This window comes from Maridesulfovibrio sp. (genome assembly GCF_963666665.1).
GTDB lineage: Bacteria > Desulfobacterota > Desulfovibrionia > Desulfovibrionales > Desulfovibrionaceae > Maridesulfovibrio.
Map to the genome: position 1 here is coordinate 1,721,637 of NZ_OY762999.1, position 18,721 is coordinate 1,740,357.

The 18,721-nt window shown below is 48.6% G+C and carries 19 protein-coding genes; 6 read left to right on the top strand and 13 right to left on the bottom strand.

The window, feature by feature from the left end; genetic code table 11:
• Positions 1-21 precede the first annotated feature (21 nt).
• From ACKU40_RS07890 to ACKU40_RS07930, 9 genes are all read right to left on the bottom strand, one after another.
• Complete coding sequence (locus ACKU40_RS07890; protein WP_320175969.1) at positions 22-1,137, bottom strand: branched-chain amino acid ABC transporter substrate-binding protein; 1,116 nt, start codon at positions 1,135-1,137, stop codon at positions 22-24.
• Positions 1,138-1,616: 479 nt separating this feature from the next.
• Complete coding sequence (locus tag ACKU40_RS07895; protein ID WP_320175970.1) at positions 1,617-2,240, bottom strand: tetratricopeptide repeat protein; 624 nt, start codon at positions 2,238-2,240, stop codon at positions 1,617-1,619.
• Positions 2,230-2,370, bottom strand: coding sequence for a CcmD family protein (locus tag ACKU40_RS07900; RefSeq protein WP_320175971.1), 141 nt, complete (start codon positions 2,368-2,370; stop codon positions 2,230-2,232). The genes ACKU40_RS07895 and ACKU40_RS07900 overlap by 11 nt, the downstream gene beginning before the upstream one ends.
• A gap of 112 nt (positions 2,371-2,482) precedes the next feature.
• A complete protein-coding gene (gene ccsA, locus ACKU40_RS07905; RefSeq protein ID WP_320175972.1) occupies positions 2,483-3,148 on the bottom strand; it encodes a cytochrome c biogenesis protein CcsA in 666 nt (221 codons plus the stop codon).
• Between the two features lie 34 nt (positions 3,149-3,182).
• Positions 3,183-3,860: a heme exporter protein CcmB gene (locus ACKU40_RS07910; protein WP_320175973.1), complete on the bottom strand. Its 678-nt coding sequence runs from the start codon at positions 3,858-3,860 to the stop codon at positions 3,183-3,185.
• Positions 3,853-4,533, bottom strand: coding sequence for an ABC transporter ATP-binding protein (locus ACKU40_RS07915; RefSeq protein WP_320175974.1), 681 nt, complete (start codon positions 4,531-4,533; stop codon positions 3,853-3,855). The genes ACKU40_RS07910 and ACKU40_RS07915 overlap by 8 nt, the downstream gene beginning before the upstream one ends.
• A gap of 10 nt (positions 4,534-4,543) precedes the next feature.
• A complete protein-coding gene (locus tag ACKU40_RS07920) occupies positions 4,544-6,421 on the bottom strand; it encodes a cytochrome c-type biogenesis CcmF C-terminal domain-containing protein (protein WP_320175975.1) in 1,878 nt (625 codons plus the stop codon).
• 81 nt (positions 6,422-6,502) lie between these two features.
• Positions 6,503-6,919 carry a cytochrome c maturation protein CcmE gene (locus tag ACKU40_RS07925; RefSeq protein WP_320175976.1) on the bottom strand — a complete coding sequence of 139 codons (417 nt, stop codon included), beginning with the start codon at positions 6,917-6,919 and terminating at the stop codon, positions 6,503-6,505.
• A gap of 13 nt (positions 6,920-6,932) precedes the next feature.
• A complete protein-coding gene (locus ACKU40_RS07930; protein WP_320175977.1) occupies positions 6,933-7,994 on the bottom strand; it encodes a hemolysin family protein in 1,062 nt (353 codons plus the stop codon).
• Positions 7,995-8,256: 262 nt separating this feature from the next.
• Here ACKU40_RS07930 and ACKU40_RS07935 point away from each other — a divergent pair, with 262 nt between their 5' ends.
• On the top strand, positions 8,257-9,261 hold the full coding sequence (locus tag ACKU40_RS07935; RefSeq protein ID WP_320175978.1) for a glycosyltransferase family 9 protein: 1,005 nt from the start codon (positions 8,257-8,259) through the stop codon (positions 9,259-9,261).
• A gap of 98 nt (positions 9,262-9,359) precedes the next feature.
• On the opposite strand, the gene nadD is transcribed toward ACKU40_RS07935, so the two are convergent.
• Together nadD and ACKU40_RS07945 are read right to left on the bottom strand one after the other, a co-directional pair.
• Positions 9,360-10,010 (bottom strand): nicotinate-nucleotide adenylyltransferase, encoded by a 651-nt coding sequence (gene nadD / locus ACKU40_RS07940; protein WP_320175979.1) that lies wholly within the window; start codon positions 10,008-10,010, stop codon positions 9,360-9,362.
• Between the two features lie 69 nt (positions 10,011-10,079).
• The gene (locus tag ACKU40_RS07945; RefSeq protein WP_320175980.1) at positions 10,080-11,339 is read right to left on the bottom strand and encodes a glutamate-5-semialdehyde dehydrogenase; all 1,260 of its coding nucleotides are present in this window, start codon (positions 11,337-11,339) and stop codon (positions 10,080-10,082) included.
• Between the two features lie 308 nt (positions 11,340-11,647).
• On the opposite strand from ACKU40_RS07945, the gene ACKU40_RS07950 reads away from it, so the two are divergent.
• The 5 genes from ACKU40_RS07950 (at position 11,648) to ACKU40_RS07970 (ending at position 17,208) form a co-directional block, all read left to right on the top strand.
• Positions 11,648-12,298 carry a tetratricopeptide repeat protein gene (locus tag ACKU40_RS07950; protein ID WP_320175981.1) on the top strand — a complete coding sequence of 217 codons (651 nt, stop codon included), beginning with the start codon at positions 11,648-11,650 and terminating at the stop codon, positions 12,296-12,298.
• A gap of 147 nt (positions 12,299-12,445) precedes the next feature.
• A complete protein-coding gene (gene iorA / locus ACKU40_RS07955; RefSeq protein WP_320175982.1) occupies positions 12,446-14,290 on the top strand; it encodes an indolepyruvate ferredoxin oxidoreductase subunit alpha in 1,845 nt (614 codons plus the stop codon).
• The gene (locus tag ACKU40_RS07960) at positions 14,290-14,877 is read left to right on the top strand and encodes an indolepyruvate oxidoreductase subunit beta (RefSeq protein ID WP_320175983.1); all 588 of its coding nucleotides are present in this window, start codon (positions 14,290-14,292) and stop codon (positions 14,875-14,877) included. Before iorA ends, ACKU40_RS07960 begins: the two co-directional genes overlap by 1 nt.
• 174 nt (positions 14,878-15,051) lie before the next feature.
• Entirely contained in the window at positions 15,052-16,620 is a 1,569-nt protein-coding gene (locus ACKU40_RS07965) for a sigma 54-interacting transcriptional regulator (protein WP_320175984.1), read from the top strand.
• Between the two features lie 279 nt (positions 16,621-16,899).
• Positions 16,900-17,208, top strand: coding sequence for a hypothetical protein (locus ACKU40_RS07970; protein ID WP_320175985.1), 309 nt, complete (start codon positions 16,900-16,902; stop codon positions 17,206-17,208).
• Between the two features lie 53 nt (positions 17,209-17,261).
• On the opposite strand, the gene ACKU40_RS07975 is transcribed toward ACKU40_RS07970, so the two are convergent.
• Together ACKU40_RS07975 and ACKU40_RS07980 are read right to left on the bottom strand one after the other, a co-directional pair.
• A complete protein-coding gene (locus ACKU40_RS07975) occupies positions 17,262-17,885 on the bottom strand; it encodes a 2-oxoacid:acceptor oxidoreductase family protein (RefSeq protein ID WP_320175986.1) in 624 nt (207 codons plus the stop codon).
• Positions 17,885-18,721, bottom strand: coding sequence for a 2-oxoacid:ferredoxin oxidoreductase subunit beta (locus ACKU40_RS07980; protein ID WP_320175987.1), 837 nt, complete (start codon positions 18,719-18,721; stop codon positions 17,885-17,887). Before ACKU40_RS07980 ends, ACKU40_RS07975 begins: the two co-directional genes overlap by 1 nt.

Consider the following 18,721-nt stretch of genomic DNA (forward strand, 5'->3'; position numbering starts at 1 on the left):
CGGAATTGCTAAAAAAGAAGTTTACTTAACTTCTACGTACTCGCCATTTTTCACCTGATAAACAGAGAAACCTACACCGATAGCATCACCTTTGGCATCAAACTTAATCTTACCTACAGGAGTTTCAACTTCATTGGTGCGCAGAGCTTCAACGATTTTGTCGTAATCAGTGGATTTGGCGTTTTCAATAGCCTTGAGCAGGGCCAGAGCTGCGGAGTATGCTTCAAAGTAGAAAGCACCGGGCTCAGCACCGTAATGGGAATCTTTATACTGTTTAAGAGCAACCTTATACATGGGATTGCCGGTAATATCCTGAGGACCGGTTGCGTAAACGCCTTCAGCTGCATCGCCGGCGATGTCGATAAAGGTCTGAGCTTTAACACCGTCATCGGAAAGGAAGGGGATGGTCATTTTCTTTTTGCGCATCTGGGATACAACCTTGGATGCTTCAGGATGATAACCACCGAAAATTACGCCGTCAGCACCGGAAGCCTTAACTTTCTGTACAACTGCGGAATAGTCTACAGCACCGGGAGTAACACCTTCGAACAGAACAGCTTTTACGCCTGCTTCTTCGAGGTACTTTTTGGTCCATTCTGCAAAACCTTTACCGTAGTCACCTTTGTCATGAATGATAGCGGGCTTTTTCAGGCCGAGCTTTTCAATGGCAAATTTGCAGGCCAGAGCACCCTGAGCATCGTCAGAAGCAATGGTTCTGAAAAAGTTAGGGTAGTCACCGCTCAAGGTAAGAGCGGGGTTGGTTGCGGAAGGAGACATGCAAACCAGATTGGAATCTTTATAAATGGGAAGAGCTGCCTTGGTCGGACCGGAGCAGATGTGGCCGAGAACAACGTTTACCTGATCGGAAAGAAGTTTCATAGCCGCGTTGGTGGCAAATTCAGGTTTGCACTGGTCATCCTGAAGAGAAAGTACAACCTGATCACCATTCACACCGCCGGACTCGTTGATAGCCTTAACGACAAGCTTGGCAGCTTCAACAGTGGGAAGACCGTAGGAAGCAAGGTCGCCACTATGGGCGCCGGGAACACCGAGAACAATTGAGCCTGCGGATGCAGAACCGAAACTACCGATGGTCATCATAGCTGCGACCAGCAGTACCAACAATGAACGTTTCATTATAACACTCCTTGACTGCGTTAATTTGGGCCGTTCGAGCCCGGTTACAGTATTCACCTGCGTAACAACTCGTGAATCGCCACAAGAAGAAAACGTGAATAACCCTATCATGCTAATACAGCTGTTGAAAACAACTGACTACGACTATTCATTGATTTTATCCCTGCGAATGCCCTAATCCGGCAAGACGGACATAATAAAATTGCGATAAAATCAATCTGTCTTGAATATTAATTACCCAGCATTGAGCAAACTTGTCAACGTTTGCCTGAAAATCACGAATAAAGTAAACCAAATTTACCTGCTCGTAAAAAATTAGTCTGTTTTGCTACTTTTTACCCCCATTAAAAAATATAAAATTCGGAGTAAACACTCGCAGAATCATTTTTAAGTAAAATTTGAACCGAACAAAACGCAAAAACAAAAAAAGGGAACCCGTTTTTTACGGATTCCCTTTTTCTACTTATTATTATCTGAAACTATTGCTCAGCGTGAGCATCCCGTTTCAGCTCTTCTTCGGCACGTTTCTTCATTTCAGCCGAAGCCTTGGGATTATCTACAATCTGCTTCAGCTGTACGTCAGCTTCTTCGTGCTTATGCAGATAATATTTTTTTACAATGGCAGCGTTAAACAGTGCCATGGAATCATCAGGTGTAATAGCCACAATCTTATCAAAAGCTTCAGCCGCCTTTTCAAACTGTTCTGCCTGATAAAAGCACATGCCCAGCCCCATCAAGGCCTGAACATTTTTCGGTTCTACGCTGACCACCTTTTCAAAGAATGTCTGCGCGCGACCATAAGCCCTGATCATCATGAAAGAGTTGGCAAGCTCGAGCTGGATTTCCATGTTCTCGGGATCTTTGCCCATACGTTCCATAAGTTCACGTACATGCTTCATGGCATCTTCGCTCATGCCCTCACCCATGCCTCCCGGCATTCCGCCACCACTGCTGCGCTGTTGGAATTCAACCTTATTGCCGGGGTGGCTCATGCGGTAAGTAAGCGATGAAACAAACAAAGCCACAAGAGCTAAGCCCAGCAGCCAGACGACAGCTTTCTGTCCTCCGCTGAGGGTAAAGTCTTTGAGTGATTTACTTGTCATTATCGAGCATCTCCATCTGCCTGATACGGCGGTCCATGGATGCACCCTTGGCAGCGATAAATGCCAGATAACCGGCAAGAACGGCCCAAACAGCTACATTAGCAATCAGAAGATATGTTTCACTGTTCATTATATATGTACTCCTTGCCTCCGGCGGCTTAAACCATTTAAAAATGGTTTAAGAATTCCAAACTTCTTCAGTTAGGATTCGCCGCTTCGTATGGCAGTTTAGTCATTTAATATTAATCTTGATCCCAGACCATTTTCGCGTCGAGCTGGCCGGAAAGCCTTACCTGACGATAACGCACAGCCAGCAGGACCAGCCAGAACAGACCGAATGCAGCGAGATTGACCATCAGAGTCGTCAACATTTCAGGCTCCATTCCGCCGCCCTTTGCACCGATCACGTTAGGATGCACACTTCTCCAAAGCCGCGCAGAATAGAAAACGAGAGGGACATCTACAAATGCGACAACTCCGAGAACCGCACAGACAAGGGAACGACGTTCAGCCGACATGGGTGAAGTCCTGAGCACAAGGTAAGCAGCATAGACGAACCACATGATTAATGTAGTGGTCAGCCGCGGATCCCATGTCCACCAAACATTCCATGCCGCCCTGCCCCAAATGGAACCGGTTACAAGAGCAAGACCGCTGAAAATAACTCCGATTTCAGCAGCAGCTCCGGCAATGTAATCAAACTTTATATCACGTTTCAGCAAATACGCCGCACTGGCGAGGAACACCACGAAAAAACTGATCATGGCCCACGCCGCCAATGGCATGTGGACATAGAAAATCTTCTGGACAAGCCCCATGGTCATTTCAATGGGGGTATACATCCAGATAAGATACTGCCCGGCACAGAGTGCTACACCAGCCAGCAGTGCTGCGATTGCAAGGTTCATTTATAAACTCCGTAAACTATCTTAAACGGCCAGCCTACTGCTCGCCGCTGTATACAAAAGGAAAAAGGATCAAGCCCGCACCGCTGAACAACGCCGAGGCGGCAACAATAATGCCCATCCACGAACTCTCGTCCATAAGGTTAACTCCGGAAAATACCGAAGTCATCAATTGTATCGCTCCCAGAAGGATGGGCAGCAGCAAGGGAAAAAGAATCACTGAAAGCAGTGATTCACGTGCGGCCTGCCCTTGGGAAATTGCACCAAGCAACGCCCCGAGGGAAACCAGTCCCCAATCCGCAGCCAGAAGGGTTACAGCAAAAACTGCTAATGATCCCTTCATATCCTGACCAAGAAATACAATTGTTGCCGGAAGGAAAACAAGCTGCGAACAAAGCAACAACCCGAATCCGGCAAGGCCTTTTCCGAACCAGACAGCGTGCAATGGAACTGGAGATGAAAGCAGCCCCAAACGAGCTTCGTTTGATTCTTCCATTGAAAACAAAGTGTTGAAAACCAAAACCAGCCCGAAGGAAGATGCCAGCCAGAAGATGGCCGAAGCTGCCTGTGGTTCAACCAACTGCCCTGCCGGACGCGATAAGCTGAACACAAAGATCAGCAAAAGTCCGAGAAGAACAGCCTGAGTCAGCCCCTGTCCTCCACCTATGGAAAGACGCAGGTCTTTGGCTGCTATTGTCAATCCACGCTTAAGCATTCTCCCCTCCCAATACTGTTTCAGGGTCGAATTCAGAAGCAGCACCAAGGTAAGCCATCTTGCGCCCGGCCAGTCCGAGAACCCGGTCGGCCAGCGCAGTATCATGGTTCACATCATGGCTGATCCAGACAATGGCGGTTCCACGGTCACGCATGGCTACGACTTCATCACGCAATAAGGTGAGAGAAGCCTGATCAAGACCTGTTCCCGGCTCATCCAGAAAAAGAAGATCCGGATTTACGAGAAAGACACGAGCCAGATTTAAACGCTGAGCCATGCCTCGTGAATAAGAACCGGCCTGCTCTTCGGCGGCACGTTCCAAACCGACCCGTTTCAGCAGAACCAACAGCTCCTCACGGGTAGGTGAAAGGCCGTACATGGAAGCCCAGAATGAAAGGTTCGCCACACCGCTAAGGCGCGGATAAATGAAGGTGGAATGCCCGAGATAAGCGGTCTTTTCCGGCTCAGTCAAAATTTCCGCAACTCCGGCCGACGGCCTTGAAAGCCCGGACATGATCTTGAGCAGGGTTGTTTTGCCCGCGCCATTGCGCCCGACTACGAGAAGAATTTCCCCACGCAGCACATCGCAACTGACATCCTTGAAAATCAGCCTTGTTCCAAAGAACTTGGCCGCCTTTCTAACCTTAAGCGCTATACTTTCATTCTCAGCCACTTTAACCCGCCTAAGTCAGTTTCGGTTTTCTAAAAGCCATGAATCCGAACAGGCACATGAGAGTTCCGCCGATCCAAAGCCAGTTAATAAGCGGATTAAGGCTCATCTTGAACGTGGCATTGCCTTCAGCATCCACACTCAACAAAGTAGCGTATATTTCGCTGCCAAGGCTTGGAATAACTGAAACTTCAGCAAAAGGCTGCTCAAAGTTACGGTAAAGCCTGCGTTCAGGAGCGAGCAGACCGACAAACTTCCCGTTCTCGGAAACTTCCACGATCGCGGAAATCTTTGCCATTTCGGGAGTCTGGCCTTCGGTCAATTTTTTATAAGTCATGGTGTATGTTCCAAGTTGGACACTTTGTCCTTCCTTGATCACGTACTGATGTTCGATTTTGTTGGGTCCAGACCAAGCCACGCCGAGGAACACAAGTGCTACACCGAAATGCAGACCATAAACACCGATCATGGAACGGACTTTACGCAGCTGGGGGATAAAAGCGAAAACGCCGACAATTCCCACCAGAGAAGCAATTGCCGCTGCACTGGTTATCAATCCGAGGGGATTGTGCAGGCCGCAGGCATAACTGATAGCACCGCCACCGATGAAGGCACCGCCGACCAGATACAGTCCTCGCTTATCAAAAATACCCTCTTTCCAGTTGTACCAAGGGCAAACCGTAAAGATAAGAATAATCAAGCTGAACAAAGGCAGACAAACCCGATTGTAGAAACGGGCATCAAGGCCGATGGGATTAGCGCTCCACATCTTGCTGATTACAGGCCACATGGTTCCGAGGCCGACCACGAGGCCGAGACCGAGAAATGCCCATGCTGCGATAACCAGCATCCCCTGTCTGCTGTTCAAGCCGGAAAGGGTCCTGAATTCAGGACGGGGGCCGGCAACAAGCACTACAAAAAGGATTGCAAGAAAGGTAAGCTGAGACAACAGCAACGGCAGCCCGACTCCGTTCTCACCGTAGGCATGCAAAGACTGCACGACACCGGAGCGCACAAGGTAGGTAGCAAAGATACAGAGCAGCAAGGTCAGCCCCATCAAAAAGACATTGGTCCGCTGAAGAGCCTTACGCTTAATCTGAATAATGGCTGTATGCATAAAAGCAGAAGCACTTAGCCACGGAATGAGTGATGCGTTTTCAACGGGGTCCCATGCCCAGTAACCACCCCAGCCGAGTTCCATATAAGACCACCAGCACCCAAGAACGATACCGGCAGTCAGGAAAATCCAGGCCAGAATATTCCAGTTACGGCAGAATGAAACCCAGGATTTCAGCTCCCCGGAAAGATAGGCCGCAAGAGCCAGAGCAGCAGGGCTTGTAAAACCTGCATAACCGAGGAACAGCAGCGGCGGATGAAAAATCATACCGGGGTTACGGAGCAGCGGGTTCAAACCGCGTCCATCTGCAGGTGTAGGAACGAGTTCCATAAAAGGGTTGGACCAGCTGGTCAGCAGAAGCAGGAAGAAAGCCTGCACCACCATGAAAAACAACCAGTAATAAAGCCTTGTTTTTTCGGAAAATTCCTTGAATAGAGGAAGTTTCGCAAAAACTACCCCCATAATCGCAATGGAAAGCATCCAGAAAAGCAGGGAACCGTCGGCTCCGGCCCAGAATGCTGTAAGCGTATAAAAAATGGGAAGTGTATTATCTACGTATTCGTAAATGTATTTAAATGAGTAATCTCTGTTAACAAGTGCTATGGTCAGAATGACACTGGCACCAGTAACCAAACCGGCAATAGCCATATTCGCCTTGTCGATAAGGTCCAGCACACTTCTCTTGCCCGTGAGCAGGGCCAAGCATGCATAAGCACCCGCCCCCAACGCCGCAAGCAGGGCGATGAGGAGCAAAAGGTTAGCAAACAGCTGCATATTATATTTACTCCATTACGGATAAAATCTTTATAAAAACGGTAACTTCAAGTCAAAAGCATTGAAGTATCACCACAGGGATCACCCCTCGCGGTTTTCCTTTTCATACTTGGAAGGACACTTGGTGATCAGGGAGGTGGCTTTGAACAGCTTATTACCGCCGACAAAAGTTCCCTCCACAATAACCTCTACCCCTTCCTTGAAAGTGTCAGGGACGGCCCCCTTGTAATCAACGCGGATAGTCTGGGTATTTTCCTTCTGATCTTTAAGATCAAAAGCAACACCGAGTCCTCCAGCCTTAGTCTCAATATTCTGAGGCGCTACCTTGCCGAACAGCCTTGCCTGTCCAAGCTCGGCTTCATTCATTGCAAGAGCCTCTGAAACATTAAGAAAATACACGCTGTCCTGAGAAATACCCGAATAAATCAGGTAACCCAGTCCACCGAGAAAAAGGATCAAGGCAGCAATATATACGCCTTTTCCACCTTTCTTGGCCATCTCGTACTCCGTTTTATTTCGAAACGTCAGCGGAAGCATCTTCCTTGCTGACGACCAGTTCTTTTCTTCTCCTGCGGGCAAGTTCGCGCATGTCCACAACCTGATCGGTCTCGTCCACAATCTCGCTGCCGAGGATCTCTTCCATTACATCTTCAAGGGTTACAACCCCTGACATTCCACCGTATTCATCCAGAACCACAAACAGATGCATGCGGCTTTCAAGGAATTTCACCAAAAGCTTATCCAATGTGATGTTTTCCAGTGCAAAACGGACCGGCTTCATCAACTCTGAAAGCTTCACATCATCATGGTCATCCGCAAGCGCTTCAAAAACGGAACGCCTGTAAATAACACCGACAATATCTTCGGGATCATCCCCTTCATAGACGGGAATACGGCTGTGAGGCCATGCAATATATTTGGCATGAGCCTCGGCTACAGTCATCTCAGCAGGAAGAGAGAACACAACAGTCCGGGGTGTCATAATTTGCTCAACAATCTTGTCGTCCAACGACAGGATGTTAGCAATTGAGAGGGCTTCATAAGGTTTAATCGCCCCGGATCTCCTGGTCAGGCTGACCATAGCTCTTATATCCTCTTCCGTGGCCTGCGGGCCTTTCTCTTTTCTGTTAACCAGACGAGAAAAAATGCTGCAGATCCAAATTACCGGAAGAAAAATCCAGATTAAAATTTCCATAGGCCGTGCTAAAACACGTCCCAAGGGTTCACAATAAACCACACCGATGGTCTTTGGCAGAATCTCAGAAAGGACAAGGATAATGATTGTGAAACCAAGCGTGAACCAGGGCAGGGTCTCGGCACCATAAACAGAAGCCCACGCTGCTCCGGCAAATGCGGCTCCGGCAGTATGGGCAACGGTATTGAGGGTCAGGATTGCTGTGATGGGACGATCCACGTTGGAACGCAGTCTATGCAGGATCGCTCCGGACTTATGACCTTCCTTACGCAGGGTTTCGATCCTGCTCCACGGAAAGGAATAAAAAACGGCTTCACTGACTGAACAGTAAGCAGAAATAAGTGTAGCTACACTGACGGAAAGTATTAATTCCAGCATTAATTTTTGAGTTAAAGTTGTTGAATGACGCCATCCGGCATCTATTTGATACTGGCATCAGTATCAGAAGGCAGATAGTGGCGCAATAGAAATAGGGAGACCTAAAGCCTTAATCCCTACGGTTTTGCTACAAAATAAATTTATAAGTTAAAATTAGCAAGAGTTCAAACAGTTAGAGTGAAAAAAATAATCATTACTCCCCGTTCTGAACAAGATAAAAAGACATTGACCTTTTGCGTTTCACCATTAAAATATGCGCGCGATGACAAACACAAATCACAAAGTAGTATTCAGGCTCAGCGCCCTTGGGGACGTAGTGCTGACCACTGGAGTAATTGAGTATTGGGCCAAAAAGTACAACTGCACGTTCACTGTTATTACCAAAAGTTCCAGCAGCCCTGTATTAGAAAATAATCCTCATATAAAAAATGTCATCAGCCTTGATAAAAAGGACCTTGGTGATCTGGCATGGGTGAAAAAAACCGGAGAGATTGCCGCCCGGTACGAAGGTTGTGAACTCATAGACCTGCATTCAACCCTGCGTTCAAGAATTCTTGCCGCACGGTGGAAAGGAAAAGTCTCGCGCTACAACAAATTTTCACTTGAACGCCGCATGTTCAAGCTGAGCCGCTCCCCCAAGCTGAACAACAAGCTTTCTGAGCTCAGGGTTACCCAGCGTTATGCTTCTGCTCTTGAAGAAGTCATACCGGCAACTTACGAACTCATACCCCGAATATATCTGACTGACGAAGAAAGAAAGATCGCTCAGACACTCATAACTGAGCACGACTTGGGAAAGGATTTTATCACCCTGCACCCATATGCAACCCATCCCGACAAAGCGTGGCCGGAAGAAAACTGGATTACGCTCATCAAGAAACTGGATGTGGCTGACATAAAGTGGACAATCATCGGACGTGACAACAATGTGTTCGAGCCGCAATCAACCGGCTGCAACTTCACCAGCCAGTTACAGCTGCGTGAAACATGCGCCCTGCTGGAGAAATCAGCACTGTTGATCACCGGAGATTCAGGCCCCATGCATCTTTCTGCTGCGGTGGGAACCCCGGTAATCGCCATGTTCGGCCCGACTTCAAAAGCTTGGGGATTCTACCCCGCCGGACCGCGCGATGTTGTTCTGGAATCTGATATGGATTGCCGCCCCTGCTCCCTGCACGGCAAGAGCAATTGCAAAAAAGACAGGGAATGTCTCAGAAGAATCACACCGGAATATGTGTTTGAAAAGATTTTAGACTTGATGCGCTAACGCGCTTTAGGAATAAATAGATTTCGCCTCCGGCGGCTCGAACCCTTTTGCAAAAGGGTTCAAGACTCCCAAAACCTTTTATTAGGGCTTCGCCACTGCTATTTCCAAAATTGGCCTATCTCAACTGCATATTCATCCATGCAGTCAGCAACAGCTTGCGGGACTAGCCCGGAAACATCGCCTCCCTTTTTCCATTCCTCGCGCACAAAAGTAGAACTGATTACAAAATCAAAATCTCCGATAATGTAAATCGACTTTCCACCCTTCAGCTGCCAGACATTTTGTCCTGTTTCAGCCAAATCAGGAAAAATACGTTTAAGCTCGCGGGCCATGGCACCATAGTCAGCTTCTGCCCGGCTCACAGCAACAACATTGGCTAATTCGGGAATACTCTGCCAGCCCTTCCAAGTAGTGAAAGTATCGAGAGAATCCTGCCCCATAATAAAATAGAGTTCGGCATCGGGATAACGGCGTAAGGCTTCGCGCAAGGTATCGACGGTATAAGTAGGCCCATTTGCAGAGATATCAATATCGCTGATACCAAATCCTGCACAACCTTGCACAGCCTTTTCAACCAGTTCATAACGTAACGCCGCAGGAAGCATTTCGCCCTGCTCTTTATGATAAGGATTACCCGCCGGAACAAACAGAATCTTATCAAGACCAAGACGATTTAAAACACCGTTAGCAACATCAATATGCGTCAGATGAACCGGGTTAAAACTTCCGCCAAACAAACCAATTTTCATACTTCAAACCTAAAAAATACCCGGTGAAAAACATACGTTTTCACCGGGATTAATTTATATAGATTAAAACTAATTCCTTACATCCCAATTACCAAGCAGTACGAACTTAGTTGAAGTAAGTTCAGTTGCACCCATGGGGCCGTAGGAATGAAGCTTGGAGGTAGAAATACCGATCTCAGCGCCAAGCCCAAGCTGTCCGCCATCGTTGAAGCGGGTAGAAGCATTAACACCTACCATGGAAGCATCAACTTCGCGGATAAAACGCATAGCACGATCATGGTTCTTGGTCAGGATAACCTCACTATGGTTGGAGCCGTAGCGGGAGATATGATCCTGTGCTTCATCCTGAGTGCTGACAACTTTAACGCAAAGGATAAGGTCCAAATACTCCATACCCCAGTCATCAAAATCAGCAGCAATAGCTTTAGGTCCGAGCAGCGGCATAGCCCGCGGACAACCTTTCATGGTCACACCGCATGCTCCAAGCAGAGTTCCGAGGGAAGGCAGAATTTCCTTGGCAATATCTTCATGAACAAGCAGGCACTCAAGAGAGTTGCAGGCTGCGGGCTTCTGGGTCTTGGAATTCTTGATGATGTCCATGGCCTCAGGAATTTCACAATCGCTGTCCACATAGATATGACAAACACCTTTGTAGTGCTTGAGCACGGGCATTGTTGCCTGAGAAACAACTGCGCGAATCAGTCCTTCACCACCACGGGGAATGACTACGTCAATGTATTCATCCAACTTAAGAAGTTCACCCACGGCCTCACGGTCAGTAACTTCAACAACCTGCACCGCTTCAGCAGGCAAATCGGCTTTACCTAGAGCCTTCTGCAACAAGGAAGCAAGTGCCAGATTGGAATGAATCGCCTCGGAACCACCGCGCAAAATGACTGCATTACCGGCCTTGAGACAAAGCACGGCTGCATCCACAGTAACGTTGGGACGAGATTCGAAAATCATCATAATCACGCCCAGAGGAATGCGCATTTTACCAACCATCATGCCGTTGGGGCGGCGTTCCATCTTTTCAATTTCGCCGACAGGGTCAGCCTGTCCGGCAACCTCGTTGCAACCCTGAATCATATACTCCAGAACAGACGGAGTAATTTCCAGACGCTGCAGGCGGGCCTGATCCAGACCACGCTCTCTTGCTGCATCGAGATCTTTTTTATTCTCTGCAAAAATAAATTCTTTTTCCTTCTCCAGCAAAGCAGCCAGCTCAATGATGGCCGCATTCCTTGCGGTGCCGTCGGCACAGGCAATTTTCCGGGAAGCTTCCTTGGCCTTTACGGCCACAGCTTTCATCGCTTCAGAATGGCTCATTATTCCACCTCAAAAACATTTATATTGACTGAAATATCATTTTTTCCGCCGATTGATTCTTTTTGGCTACTAAGGATATTGCAAAAAAGTCAACTACCATTTACCAATGATAGCCATCAACAAGAGGTTTTGGGGAAAAATATGTGAAATTATTTTTTCTTTTTTTGTCATCTTTTTCAACCACTTTAGCAATAAGTCATATTTTACGGGATGTTATTTTAGGTTTTCGCTTTTGACCTTTTTGTCAGACTGCATTATATAGCGCACTTCAACTTTGTATAAAATTTTCATGGAGGCATTCCTTTAAAATGGAAGAACAAAACAACACACAGGACATACTGAATCAGGTTCACGAATCCACCCCCGACACCCTGCACCCTATCCTCGACTACATTATTAAGAACGGAAAGATGATTGCAGCCGGGGTTGCGGCAATTATTATTATCGCTGCAGGTGTTTCCGGGTTCAAGTATATGAACCAGCAGAAACTGATCAAGGCCCAGAGCGAAATGGGAACTATCCTGATCAAGTACAACGGAGCAAAACAGGCCGAAGCGCTTTCTGCCTTTGAAAAAGACGCTCCTGCATCCATGAAACCTGCAGTCCAGCTTGCCCTCACCAAGGCTTGGATGGACGCCGGACGCTATGCTGATGCTAAAGATGCATGGGCTGCAATTGCCAAGACTTCTCCCAAAATGGCTCCGGTTGCAGGTCTCGGTCAAGCTAAATGCCTGATGCTTGAAGACAAAGCCGGTGAAGCAGTTACTGTTCTGCAGAAACTGAAAGAAAGCGCAGGCGCATCTTACGCAGCATCCATCAACAGACTGTTGGGTGAAGCAGCAGAGAAAGCAGGTAACTTTCAGGTTGCAGTACAGGCTTATCAGGCACTGCTGACCAGCTCTCCTCAGGAAGCTTCTTTCTTTGAGTTCAAAATTAAAGAGCTCAAGGCTAAAATTTAACACAGGCTGATCATAAGTGTACGACGGTACACGATAAGCCGCAGAACGGGGCTCCGGCATTTACCATAGGGGCCGGATCCCCGCTGAGACTAATCAGTCGTGCGTTTGTGAACATTCTGTTAACCCCATGACCTAAGGAGCGCATTCATGGCTCACCCACTTCTCAAGGACAGTCCGGGCATGAAAAAGCTGCTTCTCGGCAATGAAGCCATTGTCAGAGGCGCAATTGAAGCCGGTATCCAGGTAGTGACCTGCTACCCCGGCACCCCCTCCTCCGAAGTACCGGACACTTTCTTCCGCCTTTCCCCCGAAGGCGACTTCACTTTTGAATACTCGGTCAATGAAAAGGTTGCACTGGAAGTCGGCGGCGGCGCCACTCTCGCAGGCGCAATGACCCTGACCACCATGAAGCATGTAGGCGTAAACGTTGCTGCCGACCCGCTCATGACATTAGCCTATACCGGCACTCCCGGTGGTATGGTCCTGCTTTCTGCAGACGACCCCGGATGCCACTCCAGCCAGAACGAACAGGACAACCGCTACTACGCACGCCTTGCAGGCATGCCCTGCCTTGAGCCTTCTACCGCTCAGGAAGCCAAGGACATGACCCGCGATGCGCTGAATATGTCTCGCGAAATGTCTGCTCCGTTCCTGCTTCGCACCACCACCCGTGTCAACCACCTTCGCGGTCCGGTTGAATACGGTGAAGTCGCCAAGCTTGCTCCAGCTGAAGGATTCAAAAAGAATCCCGCTCAGTTTGTACCAATCCCGGCTTTCGCCCGCAGAATGCACGTAGATCTTCTTGAAAAACTCGAAAAACTGCGTGAAATGGCGGAAACCTCCAAGTACAACAAAATTTCCGGCAACGGGAAAATCGGTATCGTAGCTTCCGGTATCTGTAGAGCTTATCTTGCAGATGCACTGGCAGATACCGGCCTTGCCGATAAATTTAAAATTCTTGAACTGGGCTTTACTTATCCGCTGCCCTCCAAGATGATTACCGACTTTATCTCTTCCGTTGAAAAAGTAGTTGTTCTGGAAGAACTTGAGCCTTTCCTTGAAAACGAAATCAGGGTTCTGGCCCAGAAAAGTTCTATTGCAGTAGAAGTAATAGGTAAAGATAACGCCCTGCTGCCGCTGAACGACGAATATTCCACCAGAAACATCACTGCGGTTATCCGCGAAGTTCTGGGCATGGAAGCCGAAAAGATCGAAACCTGTCCCGCAGAAGAAGGACTGCCCATGCGTCCTCCGAACCTCTGTGCCGGCTGTACCCACCGTGCAGCTTTTTACGCAGTAAAGAAAGTATTCGGTCCCGATGCTGTATGTTCTTCCGATATCGGCTGTTACACTCTTGGCATTCTACCTCCGCTCAATGCTGCGGACTTCCTGCTCTGCATGGGTTCCTCCATCTCCGCAGGTTCCGGAGCAGCTAGAGCTGCAGGCCAGACCGTGGTCGGCTTCATCGGTGACTCAACCTTCTTCCATTCCGGTATCACCGGTCTGGTTAACGCGGTTTTCAACCAGCACGACATCCTGCTGGTGATTCTTGACAACGCCACCACAGCTATGACCGGACACCAGCCCAACCCCGGTGTTGAGACCACCATGCTCGGTTCCAACCCTGCACAGATTGACATGGAAGCCATCGTCAAAGGTTGTGGTGTAAACGAAGTTCGCACTGTAAGTCCGCTCAACCAGAAGGCCATTACCATAGCCCTTGAGGAACTTAAAGAAATGAGCGGCGTTCGCGTTCTCATCGCTAAAGATCCTTGCCCGCTTTTCGCTCGCAGGACCCTCAAAAAGGCTCCCGGACAGACCGCGTATGTAAAAAACCAGAGCGAAGAAGTCCTTAAGGTGATGGAAGAACTGGCCTGTCCAGCATTTGAAAAAACTGCGGAAGGCGTTGAAATCAACGAAATCCTTTGTTCCGGCTGTATGCTTTGCCTGCAGCTGACTAAAGATATTAAAGCCCGGAAAAGGAGCAGCTAATGAGTAATAGGTTGCGTATATTCATGACCGGGGTCGGCGGACAGGGAACCCTGACAGCCACCAACCTCCTCGCACAGGCGGTTCTTGACTGCGGTATCGATGTCACTGCCGGTGAAATTCACGGAATGGCCCAGCGCGGCGGTGTTGTTGAATCAGCACTGCTCATCGGGCTGGCCTCTCCGAAGATAGGACACGGGGAAGCAGACGTAATCCTCGGCTTTGAGCCTCTGGAAACCCTACGCGCCCTGCCTTACCTCAAACCGGGCGGCACAGTGCTTTCCAGCACCGAATACATTCCGCCCCTTTCCGTATGCACCGGCAAAGCAGAAAACACACCTCTTGAAATTATCAAGGAAAAGGTTGATACCTGCGCCGGAAAAGCATACTACCTCCCCTGCCAGTCTCTCGGTCTCGAAGCCGGAGCAGTGCAGAGTGGGAACATTGCCCTGCTTGGAGCTCTTTGCGCTACAGGATGCATTCCGCTTAAACCGGAACAATTGGCTGAAACAATTAAATCAGCTATGAAACCGAAAATTGCGGAAATCAACCTGAAGGCTCTGGAACTCGGAGTAAAAGCTGTATCATAAGTAAACAAATCGACAGCCGCATGAAATCATGCGGCTGTCGACTTTAAAGAACTGTATACCTTATCGGGAGGTTATTCCCGATGCGCCAAACAATATTTTAGGCCGAAACCACGGAGCAAGACCGCTCCGAACAAGCTGAAATCTAAAACAGCCTGGAACGGCATGAGTAAAGAAATGACTAGAAACGGACTGACGGAACGAGTGGACAATATTTATCTTTCAACTTTGAGTGAAATTCTTGATTCTGTAGCTCCCCATCACGATTTGGAACCCAGCCTCAATGCTATTCTTGAAGTTCTGTCCAAAGACCTCCACTTCCCGCGTGCATTCCTGGCCATTATGGACCCGGAATCGGAAAAGCTGAAGCTTTCCATTACCCACAGCCCAGCAAAAGACTACACCGCCACTTACGCACCGGGCAAAGGCGTTGTGGGTAAAGTATACGAGACCGGTGAATCTGTAATCATCCCCAGAATGTCTGATGATGATCAGATGCTCAATAAAGCATTCAACAGGTCTGAAGAAGAGCAAAAGGCTCTTTCATTCATCTGCGTCCCTGTAATAAGGACGGATTCAGACGGCAATCAGGAAGTTATCGGCGCACTGAGCGTTGACTCTCCTATCCTGCCTATGGATAACCTGCATGAACACAAGCATTTCCTCGAAGTTGTAGCAGCCCTTATTTCCAATCAGGTTTCCCGCTTACAAGAAGAAATGTCCCTGCAGGCCCAGATGCTTTCTCAAGGCATGATGCCCGGAGCGGTGGATGTTCCCCCACCGGCAGACTTCGTGGCCACTTCCAAAAGCATGAAGCAGGTTCTCAGGCAGGCCCGACAGGTCGGTCCCAGCCGTGCGACCGCCCTGCTTCGCGGTGAATCCGGCACCGGTAAGGAACTCCTTGCCGAGGCTATTCATTCCTGCAGCCCCAGAAGAGATAAACCGCTGGTTAAGCTCAACTGTGCCGCACTGCCTGCTGAACTAGTTGAAAGTGAACTTTTCGGACACCAGAAAGGTGCATTCACCGGAGCTTATCAGAACAAACGCGGGCTATTTGAAATAGCAAACAACGGAACTCTCTTCCTTGATGAAATCGGGGAACTGTCCCTTGATGCACAGGCCAAGGTTCTGCGCGCCATTCAGGAAAAGGAAATCCAGCGTGTCGGTTCCGAGCAGCCCATCGCTGTTGATGTCCGCTTAATCTGCGCGACCCACCAGCCCTTGGAACAACTGCTGCGTGACGGCAAATTCAGGGAAGACCTTTTCTATCGCATCAACGTCTTCCCCGTGTTTATTCCGCCTTTGCGCGAACGCCGTGAGGACATTCTGCCGCTGGCTGAAAAGTTCCTCGACTTATTTGCCGGAGAATACAGTAAGGAAATCAAACGTATCTCCAGCCCTGCAATCGATCTTTTCACCCAGTACCACTGGCCGGGGAACGTACGTGAGCTGAAAAACTGCATAGAACGTGCTGTTCTCATCTGCGAGGAAGAGGTAATCAGGACTTATCACCTGCCACCAACCCTGCAGACAGCTGAATCAACCGCCACTGACACTTCACTCTCCTTTGGAGAGGCTGTCGCGAAGTTTGAACAGGAACTGCTGGTTGATTCACTGAAAAAGGCTCGCGGTAACATGCTGCAAGCTGCCAGAGACCTGCGTGTCAGCTACCGTATCGTTAACTACAAGGTTAAGAAGTACAATATTGACGTCAAAAAATACGCAGGCGCTAAAAAGAAAAAATAGAAAATGCAAAGAATAAAGCTAGCCGAGAAAGGTGCTCTAAGGCCTATCCTTTGTGCAGCTTTAAGTCTGCTGATTTCAATCATTACGGGTTGTTCCGGTGCAAAAAAAGCACCGGAGCAACCCTTTATCATTCCTTTTGACTCTTCCCATATAACCACTCAAAAAAAACTTTCCGTGTCACCCTCACTCTCTCCTGATGGCAGTTCGGAAAGAAGTTTTAAAACTATTACCCTCCAGCACTACTACTTTGAAAACAAGAACTGTACAGCAGAAGTAAGGATGATACTTAACCGGAAAGCTACTGTGGACATGCCTGAAATCGGAGACTGGTCAACCGTATCCATTGGTAATTGTTTAGATGATGCCCAAGGCACAAAATGCTACACAGCACACATTGACTGCCATCTGGTGCGTATGACCTTCATTCCCACCGGGAAACGCAGTCTAGCGGTCATCAGAGTACGCAACCGAGCACGGGAACCACAGGAACTCTGCGAACAATGGGACACGCAAAATCTTACCCCTGACCAGCAGGAAGAAGTAGATACTTTCAACCGAACTTCCGACTCACTTTTCAAATTTAAATAAAAAAACTCCGACCAACGGCCGGAGTTTTTTTATTAATTCTATGTCAGTCTAAACTAAATGGAATCGTAATCAGAATCATCGTCCGAGACTATTACGGAATTATCTTTCCAGAGTCTTTCGGGATCACCGAAACTTTTCTTGGCTTCACGGAACCCCATGTTAAAAGCCTTAACGTTGATATCTCTGATCTTTGCAGGCAGGACATCTTCAAGGTTCTTACGCATGGTGCGTTGCTGGGCAAATGGCAGCAGATAAGTTGCCGCACCCAGAACAATTGTATTCATAGCCTGAGGCAAGCCCAGTTTCTCCTTGGCAAGCTTGGTGAAAGGCAGGCCGATAAACTGGTTAACCGGGGGCTGCTTGACCAGATCGGTTTCGATCATAAGCAGGCCACCGGGCTTCAGGTTACGGTAATACATGTTACACGCTTCCTGACTCAGGGCGATAAGCAGATCAAGGGATTCAGCCTTAGGATAACTGATCACATTGGACGAAATAACCAGATCGGAACGACTGGCACCGCCACGGGCTTCCGGGCCGTAACTCTGGGTCTGGGTCACAAAATAACCGTGTCCGAGAGCCAAGCCGGTCCCCATAACCTTGCCCAGAGTAAGGATACCCTGACCACCGAGACCGGAAAGGCGGATTTCAAATCTGTCCAGAGGTTGATTATTCATTACGCACCTCCCTGACATCTTGCAGCCATTTCATAGAATTTTTCTTCCAGACCGGGCTCGCTTTTCTGCACGAATACACCGGAAGGAATCTTCTTGGATTTTTCCGCCTCAGTCAGCTTTTCATAACGATCAATGTCAATGACATCCTTCTTGAGCATTTTATACATGTCCACAGGAGTCTTGTATTTGTTCTTACGGCCGTACTGGGTATGACAGGGAGTGAGAATCTCAACCACACCGAAGCCGGGGTTGCTGATACCGTCCATGATCATCTGGTCCAACTTCTTGGCATGGAAAACTGATCCGCGAGCCACATAGTTGGCCTTGGCAGCAGTGCAAAGCTCTACGCAGTCAAAACTCTGTTCCATCTGCCCAAGCGGGGTAGTCATGGAGAACGAGCCGGACGGAGTGGTCGGTGAGCACTGCCCGCCGGTCATACCGTAAATGTTGTTGTTGAGAATCAGGGCTGTAACACCAATATTCCTGCGCGCTGCGTGGATCAAATGGTTACCGCCGATAGCCATGGAGTCACCGTCACCCATTACAACGATAACGTGCATATTGGGTTTAGCCATCTTGATTCCGGTGGCAAAAGTCAACGCACGGCCATGGGTGGTATGGACAGTATTGAAATCAACGTATGCCGCCAGCCTGCCGGAACAGCCGATACCGGCTACCACGCAGACCTCATCTTTCTTGAGGCCGAGACCGTGAATAGACCTGATCAGAGAGCCGAGCACAATGCCATGCCCGCAGCCTGCACAAAAAACGTGCGGAAACTTCTTGTTATGCCTTAAGTACTCATGAATGAGCTGTGTACCTTTCATATCAACCAT